This window comes from Microcoleus sp. N3A4, assembly GCF_036701805.1.
In the GTDB taxonomy this organism is placed as follows: Bacteria; Cyanobacteriota; Cyanobacteriia; order Cyanobacteriales; family Microcoleaceae; genus Microcoleus.
Genome location: NZ_JAUBRJ010000004.1, coordinates 44,941 through 70,952, shown reverse-complemented (window position 1 = coordinate 70,952; position 26,012 = coordinate 44,941). Strand labels below are relative to the sequence as shown.

25 protein-coding genes and 2 pseudogenes are annotated in these 26,012 nt (G+C 47.8%); 12 read left to right on the top strand and 15 right to left on the bottom strand.

The genetic code is table 11. The features are described 5' to 3' along the window. Nucleotides 1-39: 39 nt before the first annotated feature. Entirely contained in the window at nucleotides 40-615 is a 576-nt protein-coding gene (locus tag QUA56_RS03825; RefSeq protein WP_333353443.1) for a CPBP family glutamic-type intramembrane protease, read from the top strand. Nucleotides 616-660: 45 nt separating this feature from the next. Beyond that, nucleotides 661-1,956 (top strand): HEAT repeat domain-containing protein, encoded by a 1,296-nt coding sequence (locus QUA56_RS03820; RefSeq protein WP_333353440.1) that lies wholly within the window; start codon nucleotides 661-663, stop codon nucleotides 1,954-1,956. A gap of 252 nt (nucleotides 1,957-2,208) precedes the next feature. Here QUA56_RS03820 and QUA56_RS03815 read toward each other — a convergent pair whose 3' ends face one another. Then, a complete protein-coding gene (locus QUA56_RS03815) occupies nucleotides 2,209-2,319 on the bottom strand; it encodes a transposase-like zinc-binding domain-containing protein (protein ID WP_445242870.1) in 111 nt (36 codons plus the stop codon). Nucleotides 2,320-2,386: 67 nt separating this feature from the next. After that, nucleotides 2,387-3,166, bottom strand: coding sequence for a DUF6816 family protein (locus QUA56_RS03810; protein WP_333353437.1), 780 nt, complete (start codon nucleotides 3,164-3,166; stop codon nucleotides 2,387-2,389). A 285-nt stretch (nucleotides 3,167-3,451) separates the two neighbouring features. On the opposite strand from QUA56_RS03810, the gene QUA56_RS03805 reads away from it, so the two are divergent. Both QUA56_RS03805 and QUA56_RS03800 read left to right on the top strand, forming a co-directional pair. After that, nucleotides 3,452-5,635, top strand: a complete 2,184-nt coding sequence (locus QUA56_RS03805) for an iron uptake porin (protein WP_333353434.1) — start codon at nucleotides 3,452-3,454, stop codon at nucleotides 5,633-5,635. Nucleotides 5,636-5,770: 135 nt separating this feature from the next. After that, nucleotides 5,771-6,340, top strand: a complete 570-nt coding sequence (locus QUA56_RS03800) for a class I SAM-dependent methyltransferase (RefSeq protein ID WP_333353431.1) — start codon at nucleotides 5,771-5,773, stop codon at nucleotides 6,338-6,340. Between the two features lie 76 nt (nucleotides 6,341-6,416). Here QUA56_RS03800 and QUA56_RS03795 read toward each other — a convergent pair. Next, nucleotides 6,417-6,864 (bottom strand): annotated as a pseudogene (locus QUA56_RS03795) (transposase); the annotation flags it as partial. 84 nt (nucleotides 6,865-6,948) lie between these two features. On the opposite strand from QUA56_RS03795, the gene QUA56_RS03790 reads away from it, so the two are divergent. Then, complete coding sequence (locus tag QUA56_RS03790; protein WP_333353428.1) at nucleotides 6,949-7,095, top strand: hypothetical protein; 147 nt, start codon at nucleotides 6,949-6,951, stop codon at nucleotides 7,093-7,095. Between the two features lie 12 nt (nucleotides 7,096-7,107). Here QUA56_RS03790 and QUA56_RS03785 read toward each other — a convergent pair. From QUA56_RS03785 to QUA56_RS03755, 7 genes and pseudogenes are all read right to left on the bottom strand, one after another. Continuing rightward, nucleotides 7,108-7,260 (bottom strand): annotated as a pseudogene (locus tag QUA56_RS03785) (IS5/IS1182 family transposase); the annotation flags it as partial. Between the two features lie 94 nt (nucleotides 7,261-7,354). Then, complete coding sequence (fabF, locus tag QUA56_RS03780; protein ID WP_333353425.1) at nucleotides 7,355-8,608, bottom strand: beta-ketoacyl-ACP synthase II; 1,254 nt, start codon at nucleotides 8,606-8,608, stop codon at nucleotides 7,355-7,357. 97 nt (nucleotides 8,609-8,705) lie between these two features. Then, nucleotides 8,706-8,960, bottom strand: coding sequence for an acyl carrier protein (gene acpP, locus QUA56_RS03775; RefSeq protein WP_333353422.1), 255 nt, complete (start codon nucleotides 8,958-8,960; stop codon nucleotides 8,706-8,708). A 346-nt stretch (nucleotides 8,961-9,306) separates the two neighbouring features. Continuing rightward, nucleotides 9,307-9,714 carry a GFA family protein gene (locus tag QUA56_RS03770; protein WP_333026923.1) on the bottom strand — a complete coding sequence of 136 codons (408 nt, stop codon included), beginning with the start codon at nucleotides 9,712-9,714 and terminating at the stop codon, nucleotides 9,307-9,309. Between the two features lie 369 nt (nucleotides 9,715-10,083). Further along, a complete protein-coding gene (locus QUA56_RS03765) occupies nucleotides 10,084-10,365 on the bottom strand; it encodes a hypothetical protein (RefSeq protein ID WP_333353419.1) in 282 nt (93 codons plus the stop codon). Between the two features lie 93 nt (nucleotides 10,366-10,458). Next, nucleotides 10,459-10,698 carry a hypothetical protein gene (locus QUA56_RS03760; RefSeq protein WP_333353416.1) on the bottom strand — a complete coding sequence of 80 codons (240 nt, stop codon included), beginning with the start codon at nucleotides 10,696-10,698 and terminating at the stop codon, nucleotides 10,459-10,461. Beyond that, nucleotides 10,682-10,957, bottom strand: coding sequence for a BrnT family toxin (locus tag QUA56_RS03755; RefSeq protein ID WP_333353413.1), 276 nt, complete (start codon nucleotides 10,955-10,957; stop codon nucleotides 10,682-10,684). Before QUA56_RS03755 ends, QUA56_RS03760 begins: the two co-directional genes overlap by 17 nt. Nucleotides 10,958-11,242: 285 nt before the next feature. On the opposite strand from QUA56_RS03755, the gene QUA56_RS03750 reads away from it, so the two are divergent. The 4 genes from QUA56_RS03750 (at nucleotide 11,243) to glmS (ending at nucleotide 16,939) form a co-directional block, all read left to right on the top strand. Further along, nucleotides 11,243-12,148 (top strand): CoB--CoM heterodisulfide reductase iron-sulfur subunit B family protein, encoded by a 906-nt coding sequence (locus QUA56_RS03750; RefSeq protein WP_333353410.1) that lies wholly within the window; start codon nucleotides 11,243-11,245, stop codon nucleotides 12,146-12,148. 345 nt (nucleotides 12,149-12,493) lie between these two features. Then, entirely contained in the window at nucleotides 12,494-13,705 is a 1,212-nt protein-coding gene (locus tag QUA56_RS03745; protein ID WP_333353406.1) for a chloride channel protein, read from the top strand. Nucleotides 13,706-14,609: 904 nt separating this feature from the next. Continuing rightward, nucleotides 14,610-14,855: a photosystem I iron-sulfur center protein PsaC gene (gene psaC, locus QUA56_RS03740; protein ID WP_015175986.1), complete on the top strand. Its 246-nt coding sequence runs from the start codon at nucleotides 14,610-14,612 to the stop codon at nucleotides 14,853-14,855. A 161-nt stretch (nucleotides 14,856-15,016) separates the two neighbouring features. Further along, nucleotides 15,017-16,939, top strand: a complete 1,923-nt coding sequence (gene glmS / locus QUA56_RS03735) for a glutamine--fructose-6-phosphate transaminase (isomerizing) (protein ID WP_333353403.1) — start codon at nucleotides 15,017-15,019, stop codon at nucleotides 16,937-16,939. Between the two features lie 132 nt (nucleotides 16,940-17,071). Here the strand turns inward: glmS and QUA56_RS03730 are convergent, their stop codons facing one another. Together QUA56_RS03730 and QUA56_RS03725 are read right to left on the bottom strand one after the other, a co-directional pair. Beyond that, complete coding sequence (locus QUA56_RS03730) at nucleotides 17,072-18,571, bottom strand: O-antigen ligase family protein (protein WP_333353400.1); 1,500 nt, start codon at nucleotides 18,569-18,571, stop codon at nucleotides 17,072-17,074. A gap of 43 nt (nucleotides 18,572-18,614) precedes the next feature. Then, nucleotides 18,615-19,460 (bottom strand): YaaW family protein, encoded by an 846-nt coding sequence (locus QUA56_RS03725; RefSeq protein ID WP_333353397.1) that lies wholly within the window; start codon nucleotides 19,458-19,460, stop codon nucleotides 18,615-18,617. Between the two features lie 414 nt (nucleotides 19,461-19,874). Between QUA56_RS03725 and QUA56_RS03720 the strand changes: the two genes are divergently transcribed. Both QUA56_RS03720 and QUA56_RS03715 read left to right on the top strand, forming a co-directional pair. Further along, the gene (locus tag QUA56_RS03720) at nucleotides 19,875-20,951 is read left to right on the top strand and encodes an FAD-dependent oxidoreductase (protein ID WP_333353395.1); all 1,077 of its coding nucleotides are present in this window, start codon (nucleotides 19,875-19,877) and stop codon (nucleotides 20,949-20,951) included. Nucleotides 20,952-21,140: 189 nt separating this feature from the next. Beyond that, nucleotides 21,141-21,368 (top strand): hypothetical protein, encoded by a 228-nt coding sequence (locus QUA56_RS03715; protein WP_333353392.1) that lies wholly within the window; start codon nucleotides 21,141-21,143, stop codon nucleotides 21,366-21,368. Nucleotides 21,369-21,388: 20 nt separating this feature from the next. Here the strand turns inward: QUA56_RS03715 and QUA56_RS03710 are convergent, their stop codons facing one another. From QUA56_RS03710 to QUA56_RS03700, 3 genes are all read right to left on the bottom strand, one after another. Continuing rightward, nucleotides 21,389-22,327, bottom strand: coding sequence for a polysaccharide deacetylase family protein (locus QUA56_RS03710; RefSeq protein ID WP_333353389.1), 939 nt, complete (start codon nucleotides 22,325-22,327; stop codon nucleotides 21,389-21,391). Nucleotides 22,328-22,687: 360 nt separating this feature from the next. Continuing rightward, the gene (locus tag QUA56_RS03705; RefSeq protein ID WP_333353726.1) at nucleotides 22,688-24,274 is read right to left on the bottom strand and encodes a bifunctional pantoate--beta-alanine ligase/(d)CMP kinase; all 1,587 of its coding nucleotides are present in this window, start codon (nucleotides 24,272-24,274) and stop codon (nucleotides 22,688-22,690) included. Nucleotides 24,275-24,478: 204 nt separating this feature from the next. Beyond that, the gene (locus QUA56_RS03700) at nucleotides 24,479-25,579 is read right to left on the bottom strand and encodes a septal ring lytic transglycosylase RlpA family protein (protein WP_333353386.1); all 1,101 of its coding nucleotides are present in this window, start codon (nucleotides 25,577-25,579) and stop codon (nucleotides 24,479-24,481) included. Between the two features lie 115 nt (nucleotides 25,580-25,694). Here QUA56_RS03700 and QUA56_RS03695 point away from each other — a divergent pair, with 115 nt between their 5' ends. After that, complete coding sequence (locus tag QUA56_RS03695; RefSeq protein ID WP_333353384.1) at nucleotides 25,695-25,880, top strand: hypothetical protein; 186 nt, start codon at nucleotides 25,695-25,697, stop codon at nucleotides 25,878-25,880. Nucleotides 25,881-26,012 lie beyond the last annotated feature (132 nt).

The window sequence follows — 26,012 nt, the reverse complement described above, 5'->3', positions numbered from 1 at the left end:
GCTAACATCTGTTTAAAAATTTTAAGGATCAGTTTGATTATGTTCAATTTTAGTGCGATTCCCTTCGGGATAGCTCCGCTTCACGCGCTGCCGGGATTGCTGGTACGCCGCGTCACTCTGGCTTTTTCAACTATTCCCGATTTCACTGATTGGCTGGTTGCAGTTACGATCGCGCTGATTTACACTTCGATCGCGCTTCCCATCGGTTTTTGGTCTGGATTTCTGAAAGTTGATGTGCAAACCTCCAGGCGTACAATTGTGGGAGTGCTCGTTGGCTGTTTGTTAAGTCCGGGGATTACCGAGGAAGTATATTTCCGCGTGTTAATGCTGCCGCATCCGTTGGAGAATGCTTCTGGGTTAATGCTGTGGTTTTGGGGATGCGCGAGTTTGGCGGCTTTTGTAGTTTACCACCCGCTGAACGCGCTGACTTTTTACCCGGTTGGTCGATCGACCTTTATGAATCCAGTGTTTTTGCTGCTGGCGGCAATTTTGGGAGTTGCGTGCTCCATCGCATACCTGCAAAGCGGTTCTATCTGGCCTGCGGTGGCGATTCACTGGCTGGCAGTGACAGCCTGGCTGCTGCTGCTGGGCGGTTACAGGAGGCTGTATGGTTAAATGTAAAAAGTCTAGGATAACTATTTTGTCGGGAGGATCTCAGTTGTGGGTATCATAGGAGCGATCGTAGGTTTTTTGGCAGGGATAGCAGTTGCTTACTGGTTAGTGGAAAAGCGGTTAAAGAAGCAAAAGCAAGAATACTTGCAGCAAACTCGCAGAATTACTGAGGAAATAGAAATAGCTCAGATGTCTCGGGTGCAACAAGCTGTCGAATCTCAGCAAGGAGAACGGGAAAATCAGCTTACACAAGCTACTCTCGAACACGAAAATCAGCTCAGACAAGTTACTAACCAATACGAAAATCAGCTCAGACAAGTTACTAACCAATACGAAAATCAGCTCCAACAAGTTCTGGCAGAACGCGATCGTCAGCTCCAACAAGTGACCGGCGCACACGAAAATCAGCTCCGACAAGTCAGCCAGGAATTAGAGGCCGCTAACAATGCTAGGCTGCAGGAAAATATGCAATCTTTGCAAGCAGAACACGAACATCATTTACTCAGAGTTGCTGACGAATTACATCAAAATTATCAAGCTCAGATCGAGCAACATTTGCAAAGCCTGCAAAACGATCACGAAATTCGATTGAGGCAAACTGCCGAGCAATATGAGAACCGCGAGGTTGAGATGCAGTTAACTATGGAGGCTTTGCAACAGCAATACGAGAGTCAGTTGCAAGCGGCTAACGAGCAGTTGAAAGCTCACGAAGCTCAGATGCAAGCAACTATTAGGTCTTTGCAAGAGCAGTACGAGAGTAACGTACAACAAGAAGAAGTCTCCCAGCAGCAGTTCAGTCAGTTAAATTCCACAGAATTTGGAGAAGATTTACCACCACAAGCAGTTTGGCAGGAACAGTCAAGCGAGTTAAATCAAACAGAATTTGAAGAAGAGTTAAATTACACAGAATTTTCTGAACCACAATCAATTGAACATCAACCCCAGGTCGAACAACAGGTTCCAATTGCCAGACAAGCACCAAGCTATTCGGTGGCGCAGTTGATGGGATGCGTTCAAAGTCAGGACACAGAAACCCGCAAGTTTGGAGCGTCTGCTTTAGGTAAAATGGCTGCTACTAATCCTCTGAGAGCCGAAGGTCAGCGAGTAATAGAAACTTTGGGAAAATTAGCTCAAGATGTTCACCCGGAGGTACGCGAAGCTGCTGTGGAAGCACTAGCAATGATTAAGTCTGAAAAAGTGATTCCGCTGTTGCAAAAAGCTTTGCGCGATACAGATAGCGGTGTGGCTAAATCGGCAAGTGCTGCGCTCAATAAGTTTAAGTTTTATCCGCGCACTCCGCCGGCTAAGCCGAAAACTGTTGAGGTGAAGAAACCAAAACGTTAAGCAGTTAGTAGGTCGGGTTGAATGTCGCTGAGCCTGGAGCAACGCCCTTGCCCGACTACTTTTGAAAATAGAATTATCTAACTATAGCAGGAGTTTTCCCAGAGTTAAAATCCAATACGCTTGGGATCTGACACTCATGGAGACAAAACCCTGTGAAAAATAGATACTCCGAAGGCGCGTGCGGGCCCTTCGGGCTTATGCTTCGCCCAAAGCTCTCTTCGGACAAAAAAACATTAACCCAAGCGTATTGGGCTATATTGGTGGATAAACTGGCGATCGCACTTGACACAGATGTGGTGTATTTTTACCTTTCTTAATGCCATTTTTGCGGATATGGGTTGATTTACATTCAGGACATTGCATAAACACTCACCTAGATTCATACATCTATTCTGCAACGCCGAGTTGCCATAATTCACAATCAATTAGCTTATTCTCCCGGTAACAACTCCAACCGATATCGGTACAAAGCCACAGGATGCCCCCCAGCAGCAAAATAATCCGGGTCTTGCGGCGACAAATAAATCGCTGTCACCTGATCCGCTTCAATTCTTTTACTCGCAGAACCGCTTTTTTCCCCGCTTCCAACAACTCGATAAGCCGTGGTTGTTTCCACTTGGTTTAAATAAATATCGGACTCTCCCCGAAACACTTGCTGAGAAATCTCTGCAGACACAAACTCGCGAGGATTCGGCGTTTCAGTTCCCCGCGCTGTCACAATTGAAATTAGTTGGCGTTCCCCTTTCAAAACAGTAATTTGGCGGTTGGGATTGTTCGGATCGACTTTCACCGAAAGTACGCCACCATCGCCTAAATAAGCTTTGGCAATATTCAAACCGTTGAAAGTGCGATCGGCTACAATTTTCTGAGCTATTTTCGATTTATAATTAGAGATAAACCCAATATTTTTTTCCGGTTGAAACCGCACTTTAAACAATATCTGCTGCTGCAAATAGCGGCGGTTGCCTTCAAACCCGGGCGTCACAATCTTTGGGGCTAAAGGAGCGGCTAAATCCACCAAAGTGCTCGCAACATTCCAAGTGCCAGCCATCCAATCTGGATAAACCAAATCTCCCTTAGCTACAGCGATAGGAGGTTTGCCTTCCCAATTGGGAAAACTGGATGTGCGATCGCTCAAAACTCCCGCACTGGCACCACCGCACCACAGAAGTAACGCCAAAACCCAACAAAAACCCCAAATTGCTCTCATACCAAGCTGCATCTCACGGGCTAACTTTGTTCTTCCTCTTTTTTTTGTCTTCTCTGCTTTCTCAACTTGTAAAGCTATGGTACCGCTACGTCCATAACAATGAGCTAAAAGCAGGATGCAGATTTTCTGTTCGCCTAGCTAAAAGAATTTATTATAGCAAGTTACCTACCAATCGCAACAAATAAAAGTTAGAAATTACTTGCTCAAAACAAACAATGAAAAAAAAAGTGAGCGAGTACGCAAGTTGTGATATGTTGGCAGCTAGGATGTGAGGATCAATATACTATGAATACACTTTTTGGCAAAACTTTAGTAGTTACGCTAACTGTTTTAGGCAGTGGACTGATGCCGTTGGCGGTCGCCCGGGCAGTCGATTCCCCAATTACAGAAGAACCAACAGCTTCACCAATCAACAGCGAAGAAAGCGATCCCCAAATAAATAATGGGGAAGCAGATCCACTGCCAGAATCAGTAGTTAGCGGTGAAAAGGTGAGCGAGAACTCCCCCAACGGCCTGCTTCCAACCCCTACTAACACTGAAATAGTAACGCCAGTTAGCAGTGAAAAGGTGAGCGAGAACTCCCCCAACGGCCTGCTTCCAACCCCTACTAACACTGAAATAGCAACGCCAGTTAGCAGTGAAAAGGTGAGCGAGAACTCCCCGAACGGCCTGCTGCCAACCCCTACTAACACTGAAATAGCAACGCACAAAGCCGCGGATTTCAGTCAAGAAATAAGTCCAAATCAGGAAACAGGGTCAGAGCCAACAAAGGAAAATTCCCTAGTTTCCGATCCATCGCCACAGAGCACATTGACCCAACAGGTGATTCCTGTCTCAGGGCTAACAGCAGAACTTCCACAAGAAGATACCTCAATTGAGCCAGCCAGGGAAAAAACCCTCAACCCCGAATCATCGCTTGTCGATCGGGATACCGCTGTTGATCCTGACTTGAAAAATCCCCTCAACCGGGAATTATCAGAAGACAACACATCGTCGATGGACCAAGTGACCTCAGTCTCCCAGCTATCCGACGTGAAGCCAACAGATTGGGCATTTCAAGCATTGCAATCTCTAGTCGAACGGTACGGTTGTATCGCCGGCTATCCCGACGGCACCTACCGCGGCAACCGGGCAATGACCCGCTACGAATTTGCCGCCGGCTTAAACGCTTGCTTGGATAAGGTGAGAGAGCTAATTAACGCTGGGACGAACTTAGCGACCAAAGAAGACTTGCTTGCCGTCCAACGGTTGCAAGAAGAATTTGCAGCGGAATTGGCAACCCTGCGGGGTCGCGTAGATGCTTTGGAAGCTCGGACGGCAGAACTCGAAGCCAACCAATTCTCCACCACCACAAAGCTGACCGGTGAGGTGTTGACTTATCTGGGAGATGCTTTTGGCAAAAATGCTAGCGATGCGAATAACACTACATTGGGCTATCGACTCCAACTCAACTTGAATAGCAGCTTCACGGGTAAAGACAGCTTGTTCGTCGTTATGGAAGCCATAAATTTAAGGCCACTCAGCACGGCTACCGAATTTCCGCAAGGTCGTCTCAGCGGCCCGACTGATGAAACTCGTTTCCTGCCATCCGACATATCAGGAAATGGAACTTTGAATTTGATCGGATTGGGATACCGCTTCCCGGTGGGTGACAAACTGCTGGTTTCTTTAAATGCCTTTTCTAGCAACCGGCTACTTTCAGCACCCCTGAGTCCATTTGCCAGTCCCACAACAGGAGCTCTATCGTACTTTGGTTCAATCAACCCGATTCTGTACCCCGCCATTCAGCAGACAGGGATTGGCGTACAGTGGAGAGCAACTCCGTGGTTGAACTTCGATTTCGCAGCCGGCAGCGAATTCCGGACTAACGACCCGAGTGTAGGTTTCTCCAAAGCCGGCTACAGTGGTTCTATACGAACGGTCTTCGATTTCGGCCCGCTCGATATTTCTTTAAATTATGTCCACTTATACTCTCCTCAATTTGGGGTTGATACGTTCAGCGGCAGTAACGCTGCCCAAATTCAAGGGGCAGGAGCAATTGTCGCCAACGCATATCTTCCTGGAATCTCTTATCGAGTCTCGCGGACTTTGGGGTTAAGCGGTTCTGTCGGTTTCATTAATGCTCGTTCCTTGGGCAACGGTACGAAGGGAGATGCTAATGTGGTGGACTATCGTTTTTCTTTGGCTTTTTATGACTTGGGCAAAGAAGGCAACTTAGCTGGTATTGTGTTTGGGGTGCAACCTCGGTTGACTGGTACGAGCAATGGGGCGATCGCTCAAGCGATCGGTTTACCTCCGGGACAGCGCAAGGATCGCGACGTGGGATTTCACATTGAAGCCTTTTATACCCATCGACTGACCGACAATATCACGATTACTCCTGGTATCTTCTGGTTGACCGCCCCCAACCATGACGATCGCAACCCCGATGTTGTTGTCGGAGCAGTCAGAACTACCTTCTCTTTTTAACTCAAATCGGACGATCGCACAGACTGAACTTTTACACCACCTGTAGAGTTTTGGTGGGCAGTTCCCACCCTACAAATAGAGTCTGTGCGATCGTCCTGTTTAACTCACATAGGACGATCGCACCCACTCTTACATATGAACCAACAAGTTTTAGCAGTCATTGAAAAAATCCGTGTCCTCGGTGGCGAACAGTACGGTGAAAGTGCTTGGCGAAACCCGATTCGTCAAGATACCGGCCCAATTCTGCAAGCTCTTGTTGCTGCTTTACGACCAAAGACTATCCTTGAACTTGGTACTGGATATGGTCTCTCTACCTGCTACCTCGCACTTGGAGATCCTCAGACTACCATCCACACCGTCGAGTTCGATAAATCTGTGGCAGAGCAAGCCGGGGAATACTTTCAACAAGCAGGAATAGATAGCCAGATTCGGCAGTGGATTTGTCCTTCTGAGGAGGCTATTAGGCAAATTCCGAAAGAGATTCCGCTGCCGGATTTGGTGTTTGTAGATCACGCGAAGCGGCCTTATAAAGACGACGTTCGCGCCATTATTGAACGCTGTAGCGGCAAACAAATTCTGATTCTTGCGGATAATGTCGAAGATCGCAAGCAGGAACTTTCCGATTTTCTCGAATGGTTTGGGGGGATCGCACTCACAAGTACGATCGTCCCTACCCAGTGCGGTTTGCTCGTTGCATGGGTATAAGTAGGGCTTGCTGAATAAGTAAAGGAAACTTAAAAAGAGATCGCTGATTTCAGCAAGCCGATAAGTTAAGTGTTTGTTATCCTTGGGATACCCGGAAATAATTTTTGATAATCGCCGACCGAGAGCAAGTTGTTATCGATGAAAATTGACACAAAAAAACCAACAATAACCTTCTCAATCCTGCGACAATATTCATGACTAAAAAGGCGATTGCAATAGCGGTTTGAGAAGTATTATCAAGTTTTGTCATGACTCGATAGAGACTAAATCTTCGTTTAGTCTAGTCCGAATTTTCCTTCGATCGCGTTCCGGCTTCTCTCATCTTCTAATGCTTGCTTCTTTTTTTCTTTACTCATATTGGCTGACGGTCTTCCGTCATGAAGACCGCTCATCCTAATTCCTCTTTCTTTACACCACGCTCGGTTGGCTCGGGTGCGATAAATGCGATCTTCTTCGAGGGCTTCGCTAACAACATGAACTGATTCTGGATAACACCCCGTCAATTCTTTAAAGGCTTCTACTTGGGCTTAAAAGTCTCCTGATATCGTTTCCGGTTGCATCGGAATCATAGATTCGAGTCAACAGTCAACCGATTTGAGATTTGAGATTTGAGATTTGAGATTTTTAACAGTCAACAGTCAACCGATTTGAGATTTTTAACAGTCAACAGTCAACAGTCAACAGTCAACAGTCAACAGTCAACAGTCAACAGTCAACAGTCAACAGTCAACAGTCAACAATCACGGACGGTGTAACCGGAATTGATATGATTCATTGAAGTTGTCCCAACTAATTCGATCTAAAAATACATACCCTTCAAAGGTGCGGGCTGACTGTTTTGCGCCAAATTCTGTGGGTTTTCCTGCTTTACCTCTGACTAGGGGACGGATATGAGGTTGGGTTAAACTGACGATCCGCTCGTAGATTTTATTTTTCTTATGTTTATACGTCCAGGCTTGCTGAAGGTAAAAAATTAATTTTTTACCTTCTAACTTGCGACTTTCCGATTTCCCGTTACTGAACAAACTTCTTGAATGCCAGAGTCACGTTGTGGCCGCCAAATCCAAAAGAATTAGACAGTGCCACATCAACGATTAGATCGCGACTTGTATGAGGAACATAGTCCAAATCGCACTCAGGATCGGGATTTTCCAGATTAATTGTCGGCGGGATTTTGTCATTGGCGATCGACATTACCGCAGCCACCGCCTCAATGCCCCCAGAACCGCCCAAAAGATGGCCGGTCATCGACTTTGTAGAACTAATTGCTACTTTGTAAGCGTGGTCTCCCAAAGTCTTTTTAATCGCCTTCGTTTCCGTCGAATCGTTGGGAAGCGTGCTCGTGCCGTGAGCGTTGATATAGCTCACTCGATCGGGCGTCAAACCTGCATCCTTGAGCGCTAAAGCCATCGCCCGCGACGCGCCGTTCCCCCCCGGTACCGGAGAAGTCATGTGATACGCATCGCAGGTTAAACCGTAGCCGACGATTTCTGCGTAAATCTTCGCGCCGCGGGCCAGAGCGTGTTCCATTTCTTCTAAAATCAGAATGCCAGCACCTTCGCCGACGACAAAACCATCACGATCGCGATCGAACGGACGAGAAGCATGAGTCGGGTCATCGTTGCGAGTCGAAAGCGCCCTCGCCGCAGCAAAACCCGCCACGCACAAAGGTGTCACCGCAGCTTCCGTACCGCCGCAAATCATCGCTTGCGCGTAACCCCCCTGAACTAGGCGAAACGCATCGCCCACCGCATTCGACCCGGCAGCGCAGGCAGTCACCGTGCAAGAGTTCGGCCCCTTAGCGCCCGTTTGAATTGCTGTCAGGCCCGCGGCCATATTCGCAATCATCATCGGAATCATAAACGGGCTGCACCGATCGGGGCCGCGAGTCAGATAGATCTCTTGCTGGTCTTCCAAAACCTTCAGGCCACCAATGCCAGTGCCAAGAATGACACCCACCTGTTCTGCGTTCAGGTCGTTAATCTCAAATTTCGCATCAGCAAGAGCCTGTTTGCTCGCTGACACTCCAAACTGAGCAAAGCGATCCATCCGCTTTGCTTCCTTGCGCTCTAAATAGTCGTGTGGGTCGTAACCCTTCACCTCTCCGGCAAAGCGGCAGTCGTGCCGCGACGGGTCGAATAAGGTGATCGGGCCTATACCATTCTTCCCGGCAAGCAACCCGTCCCAATACTCGGACAAGGTATTGCCGATCGGTGTAATCGCGCCGAGACCCGTGATAACAACGCGCTTACGCTCTAAATTTGTCATGATTTCAATTTCAAAAAATTAAACACCCAGAACGCAGAACAAAAGAGGAGTTTTCAGTTTTCTAACTTCTCTCCTCTTAGGGGAAAAGACAGGTATTTTATGATTTTTTAACTGCCAGTTGGCTGTTGATGAAATCTACAGAAGCTTGAACCGTAGTAATTCCTTCGGCTGCTTCGTCGGGAATTTCAATATCAAACTCTTCTTCCAAGGCCATGACCAGCTCTACAGTATCTAAGGAATCTGCTCCTAAATCGTTAGCAAAGTTGGCTTCGGGCTTGACTTCGCTCTTCTCGACTTCCAGTTGCTCTGCCACAATTTTCTGGACTTTAGCAAAAATGTCGTCTTGGCTCATAACATCGTGTCCTCATTGGTTGCTGCGTATCTAATCTTATCCGAAAGGGGGATCTTCAGGAAAAAGGGTTGCCGCTTTTCTAAGTGACACGGGCTAGCGACAATTGGGGCACGCACGATCGCAGCAACTCTAGGACTGTTATGGGGTGGCGATCGCTATGGCTCTCTTGGATTTGTGTGGGAAACTATATCGACCGGCACAGAATATTCTTGAGGAAATCGCTGAAACCCTTGTCCTGAGACATATAAGCTATATCGATCGCCGGATAGCCTGGAGAGCCGGTAAATCTTTGTTTGATTGGGCTGATGGTTAAAAGGCTTGCAACCTTTTAGCTCTCAAATGGGTTCTATAGATGCTTTGTCTCGGCTGGAGGCGCACCCCAGTTGTTGTTACGGCCATCCGAAAATCGAATTGGCGCTTCAATTAGTTCCGTTGGATCGGCGTTGTCGAGGGCGGCCAATTGGACTGAAACGTAGTCACCGCCAATCTGTTCGTGGTGTCCGCGTGCAAACGAGCGCACCCCGCAGTGCTTGCAAAAAAGATGATGTCCAATCTTTGGATTGAACTGGTAATCGCTCAAATCGCCCTCGCCGGATAGCAATCGGAATGCGTTGGGTTTGATGATGGCGTTCCAATTCCGCGTTTTCGTGCAGATCGAGCAGTTACATTTGTTTGTGCCCAAGCTCAAGTCGATGTCGGCTTCAAATCGAACTGCGCCGCAATGGCAGCTTCCAATAAAGGTTTTGATCGTCATAATCTACCAAGAGGTTGTCGTCCGAAAAGTGTACAGGCTTTGACGGCGATTGTGTGTAAGACAACTTCGGGTACGGGTTCTGTCATTGGCTTCAACTTAACGGCATTACCGATCGGTATAGCGGTTCTCAAGTAAGTGAGGTACGTAGTTGGGCTTTAGCCCTCCGATCGTGCTTATGCAGTAAATGAGGTAAGCGCCTAACAACTCCAATTACCAATTATCAGTCATACCTCATCTACCTGAGAAGAGCTATAGCCTTTCTCAAAAAGATGAGGTATGACTGACAGCTTACATAACCACCCAAACTTATTGGGCCCAAGCCCAACTACGTACCTCATCTACCTGAGAAGAGCTATATATTCATTACCATCAAGTCTTTTGGGCATCAATGCGATAAGATTCGATTTCTGGACATGATTCATCGTGACGCAAGACTCGGACTATTTCTGCACCAGGATGTTTGAACAACACATCAAACTCACTATTGGGCATTCTCAAGCTTTCAGGAACTAGATGAGTCTGTATGGGTTGTGTTAGCACTAACCCATGCCCAGGAAAGAGGAAAACGGTAATTTCACCACCGCGCAGGCATCCTAAAACTCGTACAGGAACACGCACATAAGAGGATGGATTGTCTTCTACCTGGTGCATTACAAGATGCTTAACTAGAAGCAAACAATGTCGTACAAACGCTCCGGTTGAGCAGCAGCAATTACCCTTTCACTACAACATCAAGATACTGAGTTAGTCCGCTCCAATCTGGTTGTTAGGCTGCTGGCGCTGGGCAATTTGGAGTAATAACCGCAGTGCCTCGTTTACAGAAGCATTCGTCGGAAAAGCCTTGGCAACGTCAGGATCTAGGAGAACCACATTGGTTCCTGTCCGGTATCTTTCAACGTACTTGCCTTTGACACCCCCTGCCATCTTAGAGAAGTCGTATTCAGGGCGTAGTTCATCCTCTAGCTCGTCAACTTCCTTCTTCATAAAACCTCTTTTCTTGGCGATTGGCTGTTCGGGCACTGATGATGCGGATGCGGTTCTCTCGGTCAGTATGGGAGACAATTAACAATTTCCCCAATTCAGACATTCCAATGATAACGTATCGTTCTTCGCCAATGGAACGATCGGGGTCAGGAAATGTCACAGATAACGAGTCATCAAATACGGTCGTAGCTTCATGGAAAGAGATACTGTGTTTTCTCAGATTGATATCAGCTTTATCTGGATTCCACTCGAACTCCATGCAGAAACTCTCATTGCCAACGACTCCTGTAGTTTATCAGGTTACTCAACCGTTAATCAGCCTAATCCAGTGTCTAGATGAACGATCGGTAATGCAATTTTTCCCAAAGCACCTTAAGCAGACTAGCGCGATCGCCCCGTCACCAACCTGAAAACTGCGTCCTCATCGATAATAATTGTCTAAAACTGGGTAAGGATATGGAGAGGGTAAACGAAGCAGGAAGCATCCCAACTTCGATCGCCCTCCTTTTTTGTCCCTTGCCTTGTCTCCCCAGCAGAAACAACCATGCCATCCTCAAATCTCAAATATGCTTACTTTCCCGGTTGCGTTGCCCAAGGGGCCGCCCGCGAACTTTACCTGTCTACCCAAGCCCTGACTCAAGCGCTGGGCATTGAACTGGTGGAACTCAAAAAAGCTTCCTGCTGCGGTTCTGGCACTTTCAAGGAAGATTCGCAGTTGCTGGAAGATACTGTCAACGCCCGCAATATTGCTTTGGCCGAGCAACTGAATCTGCCTTTACTCACCCATTGCAGCACTTGTCAAGGGGTAATCGGTCATGTGGACGATCGCCTCAAGGATTGCCAAAAAACCGATCCCAACTACATAGAAAAAGTCAACGGTTTGCTGGAAAAACAAGGCTGTTCGCCTTATCAAGGCAGCACCGAGGTGAAACATCTGTTGTGGGCGATCGTTGCCGATTACGGTTTGGAGGAAGTTCAAAAGCGAGTCACCCGCAAGCTTTCCGGTTTGAAGTGCGCGTCTTTTTACGGGTGTTACCTGCTGCGAGCTCAGGATAAGCTGCTTTACGATGACCCGCACCAACCGGAATCGATGGAAAATGTATTTCGGGCGATCGGGGCAACTCCGGTTTACTATCGAGGGCGGACGCAGTGCTGCGGCTGGCCGTTGGCCAGTTATGCCACTAACCAATCTTTTCAGATGGCAGGCAAACACATTCAAGATGCTCTTGACAATGGGGCTGATTGTATGGTAACGCCTTGTCCGCTGTGTCATTTAAATTTGGATTCGCGACAGCCGGAGGTGGAAAAAGTAATCGGGCGCAAATTGGGTTTGCCGGTGCTGCATTTACCGCAGTTGGTGGCTTTGGCTTTGGGTGTGGAACCGAAAAAACTAGGACTCGATCGGCATATTGTTTCAACTAAGCCAGTATTAGAAAAATTAGGCTTTTAGTCGATCGATTTGCGCCGCTTTGTAGTAAAGACTTTAGTCCTTTCTAATATCAAATCCAGGTTTGTAGTAAGGACTTTGGTTCTTTCTAATATCCAATCCCGTTAGATCGGAATTATACCCGAGTGCTAGCGGGACGCTCGATCGCGATCGTACATTGTTGAGTTCAGTCCTGGACTGCCGTTGTGAGACTGCGATTGTTAAAGCGCATTCGATAGCCCGAATCTACACTCAAAAGCAAGTGTGGTGGGCGGTAAGTTAATATGCAGATCGCAGAAGTTGTATACCATTAGACAAAATACTTTTTTAACACTTTCTAACTGGCTAGCTATTGACAAGGAATAAGCAATGAAACGAAACCCAGTAAATCTCACACGTCCGGTATTGCTATGGGCAATGCTAGGAATCATTTGTGGTTTGTTTGCTGCAAGTTATTGGATAGTTTTGTCTTACATAATACTGGGATTTGAATATTTTAGTGGAGTTTCTCTACTAATCATCATGCCCGTTGCTGGTTTGCTCGTCGGCTTGATAATTCATTGGCTGGGAAATCCTGGCGAAATAGGGTTGATTATTGACAATATTCATCTCAATGGTGGGCGATTACCCATGAACGAGAATCCTTCGATGATTCTGTCGTCGCTAATCAGTATTGCAAGTGGAGGCAGTGCTGGTCCAGAAGCACCAATGGTGCAAGTCACAGGTTCAATTGGTACGTGGTTGGCCGATCGCTTTCAATTGAGCGGAGAGGCACTGCGAACTTTGAGTATTGCTGGCATGGCATCTGGTTTTACAGTTTTGTTCGGTGCTCCTTTGGGCGGTACTTTTTTTGCTTTAGAAATCCTGCACCATCAGAATGTTGTGGAGTATTTTGAAGCAATATTGCCTGCGGTAGTGGCAAGTTGTGCAAGTTACACCATTTTTGTAGCAATTACCCAGCTTGGAATTGGCCCTACCTGGCATTTTCCTCAATACAATGTGCACAGCCTTTATGACTTTGCCGCAGCGATTGCTTATGGAATCGTAGGGGCGATCGTGGGGTGGTTTTTTATCGCTGTATTTCGCAGTGTCGGTCGCTTGTTTGATTCGATACCCAGTCCAATCTATGTGCGAACTACTTTAGCTGGGCTAGCACTTGGTGTTTTATCAGCTTTATTCCCGCTCACTCGTTTCTTTGGCGAACATCAAATTGAAAAACTTGTTGAGGGAAACTTTTCTTTGGGATTTCTCTTGACTTTAGTTATTGCTAAAGTGTTTGCTATTAGTACGACAATAAATGGAGGCTGGCGGGGGGGGATGATCATCCCGCTGTTTTTTATAGGAGCCTGTTTAGGAAAAGCAATCGCGATCGTTAATCCCGCATCTAACGAGACTTTGGCAATGATTTGTGTAATGGCTGCTCTGAATTCAACAGTTACTAGAACTCCCATTAGTACAACTCTGCTACTCGCCAAGTTGACAGGATTTAACACTTTTACACCGATTCTCTTTGCTAGTCTCGTCGGTTTCTTCTTGGCTCCCCGATCTCCCTTCATTACCTCACAGCGCAAAGTTGATTAACAAACGGCTAGAATTCCTCTAATAGCTCCGTGTAGCGGTTAAAAATACGTGCAATTTGCGAGGGTCGAGTCTCAAGGATTTTGTCATTACAAATGCACCAATGGCATCAAACAACATCTGGCCGTTGATACCAGTCAGCCTGCCGTTTTTTATCCCTTGCACATCTTGCACCATTCTTAAGAACAGGCTTTCCGGCCTGTTCCACAACAAGTGCATTTTCTTGTGGGGAGTAGGGGTTGGGCCCAAGAACCCGCCCATAGAAGGGTTATTGATAATGGTGCAATATCTCAGATCCCTTGCAGAAAAGCCAGTGTGTCCGATGAGTGTGGCTGGATTGAAATGTTGAGTCACAACCTCGATGACTTTCGCACTCGGGATCGTCAATATTCCGAAGACGATCGTTCTGCAAGGGCAACGGGTATCACCCGGATAAACTCATCGCAGAGAAAGTAAAAACTCTATCCCCAGATGATGACCGAGATCCGTTTAAAGTGGCACCGAAACCAACGAAAGCCGAAAAAGTAGCGCTAGAGGGGAAAACTAGATTTGTCGTGGTGGCAACTCGCGATCGTGATTGAACGGTCAAACGCTTGGATGTAAGGCTGTAAGAGTTTGCTCGAGAACTTTGAGCAGACTCTCACCAATGCCGCTGCGAAACTCAATTTGTGTTTGATGAGGCTGATGCTCAAACGGTTGGCGAATGAATAAATCCCAAATGGGTTCTATAAGACTCCCAGCGTGAATAACTGTGAAGTTTTGTCGCTTTTTCGCGAAGTGCTTCCAAGCACTGCGGTAGACTAACCTTTAATTCTCTGTGCAGGCTATAGCGGTGGCACCTCACCGTCAAATCTGTTAATTCGCAGAGGCAGCAAATTTTTAGTGACTCGTTGGGAGCCTTTATTCAATGTCTCATTCAGTCAAAATTTACGATACTTGCATCGGCTGCACTCAATGCGTCCGCGCTTGTCCGACTGACGTTTTGGAGATGGTGCCCTGGGATGGCTGCAAAGCAGCTCAGATTGCCTCATCTCCCCGCACCGAAGACTGTGTAGGCTGCAAGCGGTGCGAAACTGCTTGCCCGACCGATTTTCTGAGCATCCGGGTTTATCTGGGAGCAGAAACCACTCGCAGTATGGGTCTAGCCTACTAAAGTTCGATCGGCACGCCGATCGAATTACGGGCACAAAAGAGGGGGCGATTAAATTGCTCCCTCTTTTTTTGTCGCGGAATCTGCATTCTGGGGCCGGAAGAAGGTAAAAATGTATAAAACTTGGGTTTTATTGCGATCGCTAAGCAGGAGTAGTACGTTAAATGTGCGGAATCGTTGGCTATATCGGCACGCAAGCAGCAAGCGAGATTTTGCTAGCAGGATTGGAGAAACTAGAATACCGGGGCTACGATTCAGCGGGCCTCGCTACCATCTCGGAAGGACAAATTACCTGCATCCGAGCCAAGGGCAAATTGCACAACCTCCGGGAAAAGCTAGCAGAGATAGACTCTCCGGCTCCCATCGGCATCGGACACACCCGCTGGGCAACTCACGGCAAGCCAGAGGAATATAACGCTCACCCTCACCTAGATAATAGCGGGCGAGTTGCGGTAGTTCAAAATGGAATTGTCGAAAATTATCGCGAGTTGCGGGAAGAATTGAAAGCAAAGGGACATAAATTTGTCTCGGATACCGATACAGAAGTTATTCCTCATTTAATAGCTGAGTTTTTGAAAGAAGGAAAAAGGGAGAAGGAAGAAAGAAAAGAGAAAAAAGCAGACAAAATTGCTGATTTGTCGTTTTTGGAAGTGGTTGCAAAGGTGGTAAATAGGTTAGAGGGAGCCTTTGCGATCGCCGTTATCTGTGCAGATTTTCCAGAAGAAATAATTGTCGCCAGACAGCAAGCTCCTTTGGTGATTGGGTTTGGTGCTGGTGAATTTTTCTGCGCTTCCGACACGCCGGCCTTAGTATCTCACACCCGCACTGTTTTGTCCTTAGAAAATGGCGAATTGGCAAGGCTAACTCCGATGGGAGTCGAAGTTTACAGCTTTGCAGGAGAAAGGCTGAAAAAAAGCCCGCGCATCCTTGGTTGGAGTCCGGTTTTAGTCGAAAAACAAGGCTTCAAACACTTCATGCACAAGGAGATTTACGAACAGCCAGCCGTAGTCAGAGCTTGCTTGGAGGCTTATTTAGACAGCGAGTGGCAGCCGGGAAATCCGCGCTCTCCCATCAATCTCAACTTGCCCAAGGAACTTTGCGCCGATATCGAACAAATTTCAATCCTCGCCTGCGGAACGAGCTGGCACGCCTCGCTAATTGGCAAATATTTGTTGGAGCAGTTAGCTAATATTCCGACTGCGGTGCAGTACGCTTCTGAGTACCGCTATGCGCCCGCACCGCTGACAGCAAATACTTTAACTATTGGGGTAACTCAGTCGGGAGAAACGGCGGACACGCTGGCTGCTTTGGGGATGGAACAGCAGCGCCGCGCGGGTTTTACGGATAAATTCCGGGCGAGAATGTTAGGCATTACTAACAGGACTGAAAGTTCGATCGCCCACATGATGCCGCACGTAATCAACACCCACGCCGGTATAGAAGTCGGCGTTGCTGCCACTAAAACTTTTGTCACTCAGTTGATGGCATTTTATTTTTTAGCTTTGGATTTGGCGCACCAGCGGCAAACAATCAGCAGCGAGAGATTGGCAGAGATTATTGCTGGTTTGCGCCAGTTGCCAGCCGAAATTGAGAAGTTTTTGGAGATTCAAGAACAGTATGTGGAGGAATTGTCCCACCAGTTTACAGAAACCCAAGATTTTATATTTTTGGGGCGGGGAATTAACTTTCCGATTGCTTTGGAAGGGGCGCTGAAACTGAAGGAAATTAGCTACATTCACGCCGAAGGATATCCGGCGGGAGAGATGAAACACGGCCCGATCGCCCTTTTGGATGCGAAAGTGCCTGTAGTGGCGATCGCCATGCCCGGAAGCGTCTACGAAAAAGTGCTTTCCAACGCTCAGGAAGCCAAGGCCCGCGACGCCCGTTTAATTGGCGTTACGCCGAAGCAAGGTGCGGCGGAAGCCGATATTTTTGACTACGTTTTGCCGGTGCCTTTGGTGGATGAATTGTTGTCGCCGATTGTGACAGTGATTCCGCTGCAATTGTTGGCTTATCACATTGCGGCGCGTCGGGGTTTGGATGTCGATCAGCCGCGCAATTTGGCGAAGTCGGTGACAGTAGAATAAAGGAAGTCATTAGTCAGTAGTCATTAGTCATTAGTTGGTTGTTGGTTGTTGGTTGTTCGTTCTAATAACCAATAACCAATAACCAATAACCAATAACCAATAACCAATAACCAATAACCGATACCCGATGCCCTATTCCCTCTGGCTGACTCCGCAAATCGCCGCCAACAGCAACCAGCTTGTAGTATTGACTCGGAAATCAAACAGCGTCACATCTACAGTGTTAAATAGCGTACAGGCTGCGAAGGCTAATAAATAACTGAAAAAAATTAGGCGATCGGTTACTCTTACATCTTGACCAACTACCTGATTTGTGCTAATAAATATTGATTTTTGATTGACAACTAAAGCATTTTCCGCTTTTTCCAGTGCTGCTATTTGCTCCGGTTTAATATCCGCAGGAAAAAGCGGCCAATTCGCCAGCAGCAAAACACCCCTAGCCAAAACCCAACCAACTAAACCAAACAACAAAACCGTTGCCGGTATTCCCGTTTCTGCCGTCAACATCAGTATCAAACTGTGAGGATGACCTAGCCATTCGTGCATCTGAGCTTGATAGAGAGGCGTAAAATTTCGCAATCCCCAACCAGTCCAAGGACGCTGCTGAGTCATCGACCAAGCAAATTCCCACTGAGTTTTTCTCAAAGTAGCTGTCGGCCGATTTGGAAACATCTCATCGGTGAGTCTGGCCCAGAAAAAAGCCGGGATAATTCTTCGTAAATACTGCCGTAAAGGTTCCGGGCCAAACGCCGACAAAAAAACTGCACCAACCGCACTAAAAACCGCAGCTAATAATTTTTTATAACCCGCATAAAATGCAAAAGCCAAAACTGCCAAAACTGCCAGCCCCCAAGCATTGCGAGAATTAGTAAAAATCAAAGCAACAGCATTTCCCACCACGGCCAAACTTAAAAATAGGAAGCGGTAATTGGGAATTGGGAATTGGGCATTGGGAATTGGTAAGCGGTGACGACTGACAACTGCCAACTGACGACGGCCAACTGACAACTGACAACTGACTTCTTCCATCCACAGTCCCAGTGCTAAAATAAAAGCAATTGTCAGATAGCAAGCTAAAATATTTGCGTACATAAATACAGAAGCCATGCGACCGGGGGGATTGCCCGTAGGTTCGAGTACCCAGCCAAAAACAGGCTGCAATCTATCGATGCCGCTCCAACCTAAAAATTGCTGTCCCAGACCTAAAATTATCACGGGAATTGAACTAATTACGATCGTCCAAGACAATTGCCGCAATTGAGCCGGAGTTTGAATTAAATTGCTGAAAGCGGCAAACAATATAAAGAACGGCAAGAAATTGCACAACCCTAAAAAAGCCTCGATGCGGTTGTTGGCAAAAACCGCTGTGATGACTAGCAGGGCGCTTAGAATTGCGAATCCTCGATTCAGCGGGCGGCGACTAATTTGACGGAACTTTTGCTTGCAAGTGCCGGCCAATCCCAGTAATAAACCTAAAGCTCCCAAAATCGGAATTAAGGGAAAAATCAGCATCCCAAATTGAGCAAAATTCCAAGGGATTTGCAGGCGGCGATCGGGATGTTTTTGGAGGCGAGACTTGAGATTTTCGGCTGTCAGTTTGGCAGCTAATTTCAACCGATTTTTGATTTTCACCCACACTCCCAATCTAAAATCTACAATCTAAAATCTACAATCGTTAAGCTAGTTCCCAAACGCATTCCGATCGCGTTAATCGAATTTGAGCTAAGGCAAAAATGGTCGGGATAATCCGGCCGTAGTTCGTGGAAATCGATCGCCAACCCAAATCCGCAAAAAACCAAGTCCACATCACCGGGCCGAGCAACGAAAACACGCTCCGCGTCGCACCGTAACGAGCCGCACTCACGGCCATACCGCGCCGCGCCGTCTGAATTGCGACATAATTTTGAAACTGGGTTGCTGCGGTTGCAGTCCCTGCAATCACTCCTTGTTTTGCCATTTGATAGGTGGCAAAATGCAGCGCAAATTGATTTGCCATCAGTTTGAGCAGCATTGGTTTTAAGATGGAACTGACAGCTAAAGCGCTGCCGCCTTTGAACAGTAAACCCAGCGGGTCTTTTTCAGCAGAAATTGGCAGGGGTTCTGAGAGTTTAGAATCAACGATCGCTCGCTGTACGCGCACTGTCAGCGCTTGCTGTTCGTGGGCCGGCAAACCCTTCCAGGCGCGGCCCATTAAGTGCAGAAATACTTCGGCCTCTAAGTCGGTGGTTGACAACTGTTTGGGATAAGGGATTTTGAGATAGTGGCAAACTTGAATTAGTGCTTGTCTGTAAGTTACTTGTTCGGTTCGCCCTCTGAGTACCGTCAACCCGTCGGCTGCAAGATAGCGAAACCGCTGCTCTACGGCGTCTAGCCATGCTTGGCGATCGCGACTTTGTACGTCTATGGGTGCGGGGGTTTGCACGTAATCTAAAGGGTTAAACTTGCGGCTGAACAGAAGTTCTGTTAGTTGCTGCAATTCTTCTTCTGTTGTCAATTCTAGTGCTGCTCTCAGTTCGTCCAAAATTTTGCCCTCCGGTATACCATTTTAGATTTTAGATTTTAGATTTTAGATTTTAGATTTTAGATTGTCGCTTAGTAACGATCGCCCTGTGGGACTTGCCGAGCGCTACATTTTTTTAAACTGGTCTGACCTGTCGATTCGTGCCACACCCTATTCTACTACCTGGCGCAGGACGATGGCGTTGGGCCCCGCAAGCTACGGCTCTCAGGGTTTCGCCGCAAACTAAACTGACATATTGCACAAATACTTCCCGCGCAGCCTTTAAACTGATAACTAGACAGAAAACTGAAAACCTAGTTAAAGGCAGGCAGGATACCTAACCCCTACTCGCCACAATAGTTTTTCCAGATGTCTACTGACTGCTGACTGCTGACTGCTGACTGCTGACTGCTGACCACTGACTAATGACTAATTATGTTCGATGTTGTGGCGATCGGTGCGGGGATGGCGGGGCTGATTTGCGCTCAACAGTTGCGCCTCGCTGGCTATTCTGTGGCGGTTGTTGAGAAATCTCGCGGTGCGGGGGGACGAGTCGCTACTCGCCGCGTGCACGGCACTAGGGCCGATCACGGGGCTCGCTATTTGGAGCCGCAGGGAGATGCGGTGCAGGGGTTAATTGAGGTTTTGGTCGATCGGCACATCCTCAAACTCTGGACGGATCGTGTGGGAGAATTCCGACAAGGAGAAATGTTCTCTATTCCTAGTTCTTGTTATGTCGCACCTGCTGGGATGAATGCTGTGGGTAAGTATCTGGCTGAGGATTTAGATATTTGGTACGGCCGCCGCGTCAAAGCTATTTCTCGTACCGACAGCCAAATGTGGCATCTTTCCCTGGAAGTTACCGACGACAATTTAGAGATACCTCAAGAATTGATTGCTAAGGCTGTGGTGGTGGCAATTCCTGCTCCTCAAGCTTTAATGTTTTTGAATTCTGAAATGGGTTTTTCGCCCGATTTTCTTGACAAATTGCGTTCCGTGGAGTACGACCCTTGTATTGCGGTGATGGCTGGCTATTCTGCGGAACGAAAATCAGATTTGAGCAATCTAAATCCGCAGTGGCAAGCTGTTTCTTTTCCCGATGATGCTGATTTAGCTTGGGTTGGTTTAGATAGCAGCAAGCGGCTCGATCTGCAGCAGCCGGTGTTTGTGGTTCACAGCAGCGCAAATTTTGCCGATCGCCATCTAGAATCAGTTGATTTGCCAACAGTCGGTCAAGAATTGCTCGATCGCACTTCTGAATATTTAATCCCTTGGCTGAAACAGCCGGAATGGTTGCAGGTTCACCGCTGGCGCTATGCTTTTTGTCGAAATCCTTTGCCTGTTTCTTGTTTGCCTGCTGGGGGGAATTTGCCGCTGGTTTGTGCGGGGGATTTGTGCGGGGAAGGTCAAATAGAGGGTGCTTTGCGATCGGGTTTGGCGGCGGCTAATTGGGTTAATTCCCAATTGCAAAATTTGCCGTTATACCAATTATCCAAAGTCTTGCAACAATGATAAGTGTGGTTTTTTTACGCTCACCTGAACTCCGGGTGCGTCGCTCAAAGATTGTGGATATTCTTTAAGATTTAAGGGTGGCGGCGCACCCTACAAATACTGTTGCATGAGTTTTGAGAATTAGTATTAGATTCCAGCCTAAATTGGTAATATGGCTACAGTTAAGGTATCGATTTTGCCTCGAACGCTATGATTGCCATTCCGTCTGGTTTTAGCCCCGAAGATTACCTTGCCCTCAAACGCGATCGTACCGTCCGGCATGAATATAGGCGCGGTTTGGTGTACGCGGTGGCAGGAGGTAGGGATGACCGCAGCCGTCTCTGTATTAATTTTATAACTGCGATTAACCTTCACCTGCGCGATATAGTTATGAAAAATCGATCGAACGACCTACAAAAAAATGGAAAAATGGTGTAAAGTCCCTCTTTTCCAAATAGTTATTTATGTGCGGTTTCTTGGTGTTTTAACTCTTGTTCTTGCATCTGCAATAACTCGGGAACTGTTACGAAAATGTACCCTTTTTTTCTCAGTTTAGCAATAATATCAGGCAAAGCTTTTACAGTCCTCGATCGATTGCCGCCGCCGTCGTGCATCAACACAATACCGCCGGAATTTGCCTGTCTCATCACGTTGTCCATCAAAGATTCCGTAGGAGTGCGCCAATCTAAAGAATCAGCAGACCACAGCACAACTGCATAATTTTTCTTCTGTGCGTAAGCTGCCAATCCATTGTTTAAAATGCCTCCTGGCGGGCGGAAAATCGATGTTTTGATGCCGGTCAAATCCTCAATTAACGATGACGTGCGATCGATCTCGCGAGCGGCGCCCTCTTCGTTATACTGAAGGTATTCATGGTTCCAAGTGTGGTTGCCGATCGCGTGACCTGCAGCAGCGACTTGTTTGCCAAGCTCTGGAGAATTTTTCAGGTATCTTCCTACCCAGAAGAATGTAGCTTTAATATTGTTTTTCTTGAGAATATCTAGGATTTGTGTAGTTGTTTTCGGCCAGGGGCCGTCGTCAAATGTCAGGGCGATCGCCTTGTGCTGGGAGTCGAGTTTCGCCTCACGAATGCTTGTACCTTTAAACTCGGACGGTACGCCTGATTGAAAGCGGGTTTCCTGCAATTGGGCTAGAGCCTGTTCGGAAAACTCAACTCGATGGGCGATCGCCTCGGAGAACTGATTAATATTGGAGCTCGGCTGTTGTTCTTGCGACTGAGAAACGGCCAAGACTTTCGCCTGCATAGGTTCTAATGGCCCAGTTGCGCGCAAGTTCATCGGCAACGTCACACCCAGCAAAAAACTGCCTGCAGCGGCCATAAAAGCAACGATTAAATTTTTTCGCTGCCTCATCAACAACCGTTTCAATTTTGTCACGTCATTCTCTCCTTCACACCTTACACAGTTAATTTTAGATTTTATGTTGATATCAAGTTAATCCACTTAAGAGAATAATCTTAAATTGGATTGCCCCTAAAAATACTACTGGAAATAACCGATCGCGGGGAAGTCCGTCAGGATAAAAAAAATTAAGACTTGTATGCAAGAAATCCCCTAACCCATGAAAACGGGGGATGGTTGAAATTTCCCCCTACCAAGAGGGACGGCGCTCCAATCCGGTTAATGGCAAGTTATATTCTTAGGGACTCAGGCCCCGGCCCGCGTCCGTACCTAACGCTGCAAGTTGATTTAACCGGATTTGATATGAGGGGCGATCGATGCCCGCCAGTCCTCAAATTAACTTTTAAGGCCGATTTTCTCCTTGTACAAGCCGACAATCCGATCGATAACTTCGGCAACAGTCAGATTGTCTGTTTGAATTTCCACAGCATCTGCCGCTTTGCGTAAAGGTGCAACCTCGCGGGTGCTGTCCTTTTCGTCTCGCAGGGCGATGTCTTGTTCCAACTGTGCCAAGCTAATATTAGCCCGATCGGTGTCTTTAAGTTCTAACAGCCGCCTGCGCGATCGCTCTTGTACCGAAGCCGTCAAAAAAATCTTCAGTTCCGCATCGGGAAACACGTTAGTGCCGATATCGCGGCCTTCTGCCACAATTCCGCCTTTTGTGCCGCAGCGCCGCTGTTCCTCCACCAGAAACTGTCGCACGGCGGGAATTGCCGCCATTTCCGAGACGCGGGATGTCACTTCCAAACTGCGAATTGCCTCGGTTACGTCTTCGCCGTTAATCTTCAGCATCTTTGATGCGGGATCGAGGTTGTATTCCAAATAGCTGGAACTGACTAATTCGGCGATCGCGCATTCGTCGGAAATCGGCGTGCCTGTTTTCAATGCCAGCCAAGTCAGCGCCCGATACATCGCACCGGTATCGAGATAAAACAAGTTCAAAGCTGTTGCTGCAAGGCGAGTTACGGTTGATTTGCCAGCTCCCGCCGGGCCGTCGATCGCCACAATTGGCCGCCGGTTCCTGAGAATTATGTTGTCAATCAAGCGAGTAGAGCCGACTCTGGCTGCTACGGCTAAAAGTCCCGCTGTTTCCACAACCTGCAACGGCGTCAAAGTGTCGGGATCGACGAGTTCGGCGTATTCGAGCTTGACTGCCGGCTCTCCTGCGACTGCTGCGCGCGCCGCAGCGAGTGCGGCCGCTCCGCTACGGTCGCCTGAATAAAAAGTTTCCGAGGCTTGTTGCAGCGCGCGGTAGAGTACGGAGGCTTGCTGTTTTTGCTCTGCTGTTAAATACTGATTGCGAGAACTCTTTGCCAGTCCCGACTCTTCGCGGACGATCGGACAAGCGACAATCTCTACAGGCAAGTTAAAATCAAAGGCCAGCTTCCGAATAATGGCTAGCTGCTGGGCGTCTTTCTGACCGAAATAAGCTTTTGTCGGCTGCACCAAACTCAAAAGTTTAGTCACAATTGCCGCTACGCCCTGAAAATGACCGGGCCTCGACTTGCCGCACAAAACCGATGTCATCGCCGGCGGCGGCACTACTTGAGTTAAGGATGAAAGGTTAATCTGTTGTTGGGCGGTTTTCTCTTTTTCAGTGCGATAGACCGCTTGGTTGCCGAACATTTCAGTTGCTGAGGGAGCAAATATGACATCAACCCCAGCTTGTTCGCACAACAGCCGGTCTTGCTCGAAATTCCGAGGATAATCTTGAAAATCTTCTGTCGGCCCAAATTGCAGCGGGTTAACAAAAATACTGACCAGGGCGATCGCATTTTCTTGCCTTGCCCGCTGGATCAAGCTCAAATGTCCTGCGTGCAAAGCTCCCATCGTCGGCACTAAACCGACTGTCAAATTAGGTGCTGCAGACTTTTGTGAATTTAAGTAGCAGCGAAGTGCTGCAATTGTAGTAAACAGGCGCACCGGTAGAATCTCCTGAAGGCATTCGGCAGAATACAGAATTTGTTTGTCAGAGTTTGTTCGATCTGACATCTTGCACCGATGTTAGCAACAAGCTCGCGTACAAGAGAGTGGGACTATAGCGACGAGTGCAAGATGTGAGTTTTATTCTAGTTTCTGCCTTCTACACTTCGGATAACTTTAATGTATTCTGCCTGAAAGTACCGTTCAGCGCCCAACAGTTGTTTGCTGCTGCGGTTCGATCACTTCAATTTCCACTCTCGCAACGCCGCTGCTCATCATTCCCAGCACGCTGGCGGCGCCGGCGGACAAGTCAATGAGCCGATCGCCCACATAGGGGCCGCGGTCATTAATGCGGACGACTACGGTGCGGCCGTTGTCGAGATTTCTCACCATGACTCTAGTTCCGAACGGCAAATTGCGGTGGGCTGCGGTCAAATCATTTTGGTTAAAACGCTCGCCGCTGGCGCTGAGGTTGCCGTCAAATCCCGGGCCGTACCAGGAAGCCCAGCCGCTGAGGCGCAATTGAACTGGGCCCAGAGACAGCACGGGGGGTTCTGGTTGGGGTTGGCCTGCGACTGCTTCTAGGGGTGGGGCGTTGCCTAGGAGGCGGCGGAGGCGATTGGTTGCTTGCAGCGCGTCTCGGCTAAAGTCGCGGGTGGTGTCCGGGAGGATGGTTTGGGCGTTGATGTTTACCAAGTCCTCGCCGTTTGCCTGGATAATGTAGCGATCGCCTTTTTCCCACTTAACGGTAATGCTGTTCGGATCGATGTTGTTGCGGGCTAGCTGGTTGAGTCTTGCTGCTAAGCTTGATGCCTGCCACACTGGATCGGGTTCTTGGTTGTTGGAGTTGCTAACAATGTTTCCAGCTTGAGGATTTTCTTTTGCGCCCGCTACTTTCGACTGACTGCTAACATCGGCTTTGCTGTCGCCAGTTTCTCCGATTTTGGTGTTTGTTTCTGGACTCGCGTTCAGAAAGGTGATGACTGGAATGTTTCGCACGTAGACTGTCGCTGCTTGTCGCCCGCCCAAGTCGTGGGGCTGAATTTTGGCGATCGAGTCTCGGTCAATGTCAGCTCTTGCTTGGTACTGATACTGTCCGACTTTTTGTGCTTCGACCCGAGTCGCGTTTAACTGCGGGGACGGTTGGGTGGCAATTACTTGCTTGGAATCCTGAGAGTTTTGCTTGCCGGCACCTGTTGCTTGTGCGTGACAAGAGGATGCCGTTCCTACCACAGGAACTAACAGGACAGCGAGTAGAGCACCAACAAATTGTTCCTTCATACGTCCATTTTTGTGAATAGCCATTGCCAACCGAGATTCGAGGATTGGCCGTTTGGCGGCGGGCGTCAAGGATTTCTCTCTTGCCCTTCGCCATTCCCCCGTGAGTCAAATCAAAGTATCGGGGTGCGTTTTTGCTTTAATGCTTCAGCCCCAAAAAAATTTGGCGGAAACTTCCCTGACACTTGACAACTCATACGCGATCGGCAATTTGTGTTTTGTTCACGAACTGCAACAGACTACCACAAACTTTTGCGGTTGGGGATCGCTCACAGCACGAAATTTACCAAAATTCGAGCGAATCTTCACAGATATCTGTCTCAGATAATGCTTTGATTTCAGTGCTTACAGCCGTTTCAGCGATTCCAGAAAAGTTTACAAAGATTTACAAAAAATTATTGTATTTCGTGGGTTGCCGAATGGGTAGTCTTAAAAAAGCTGTTTGTCAACTGTTATGGGC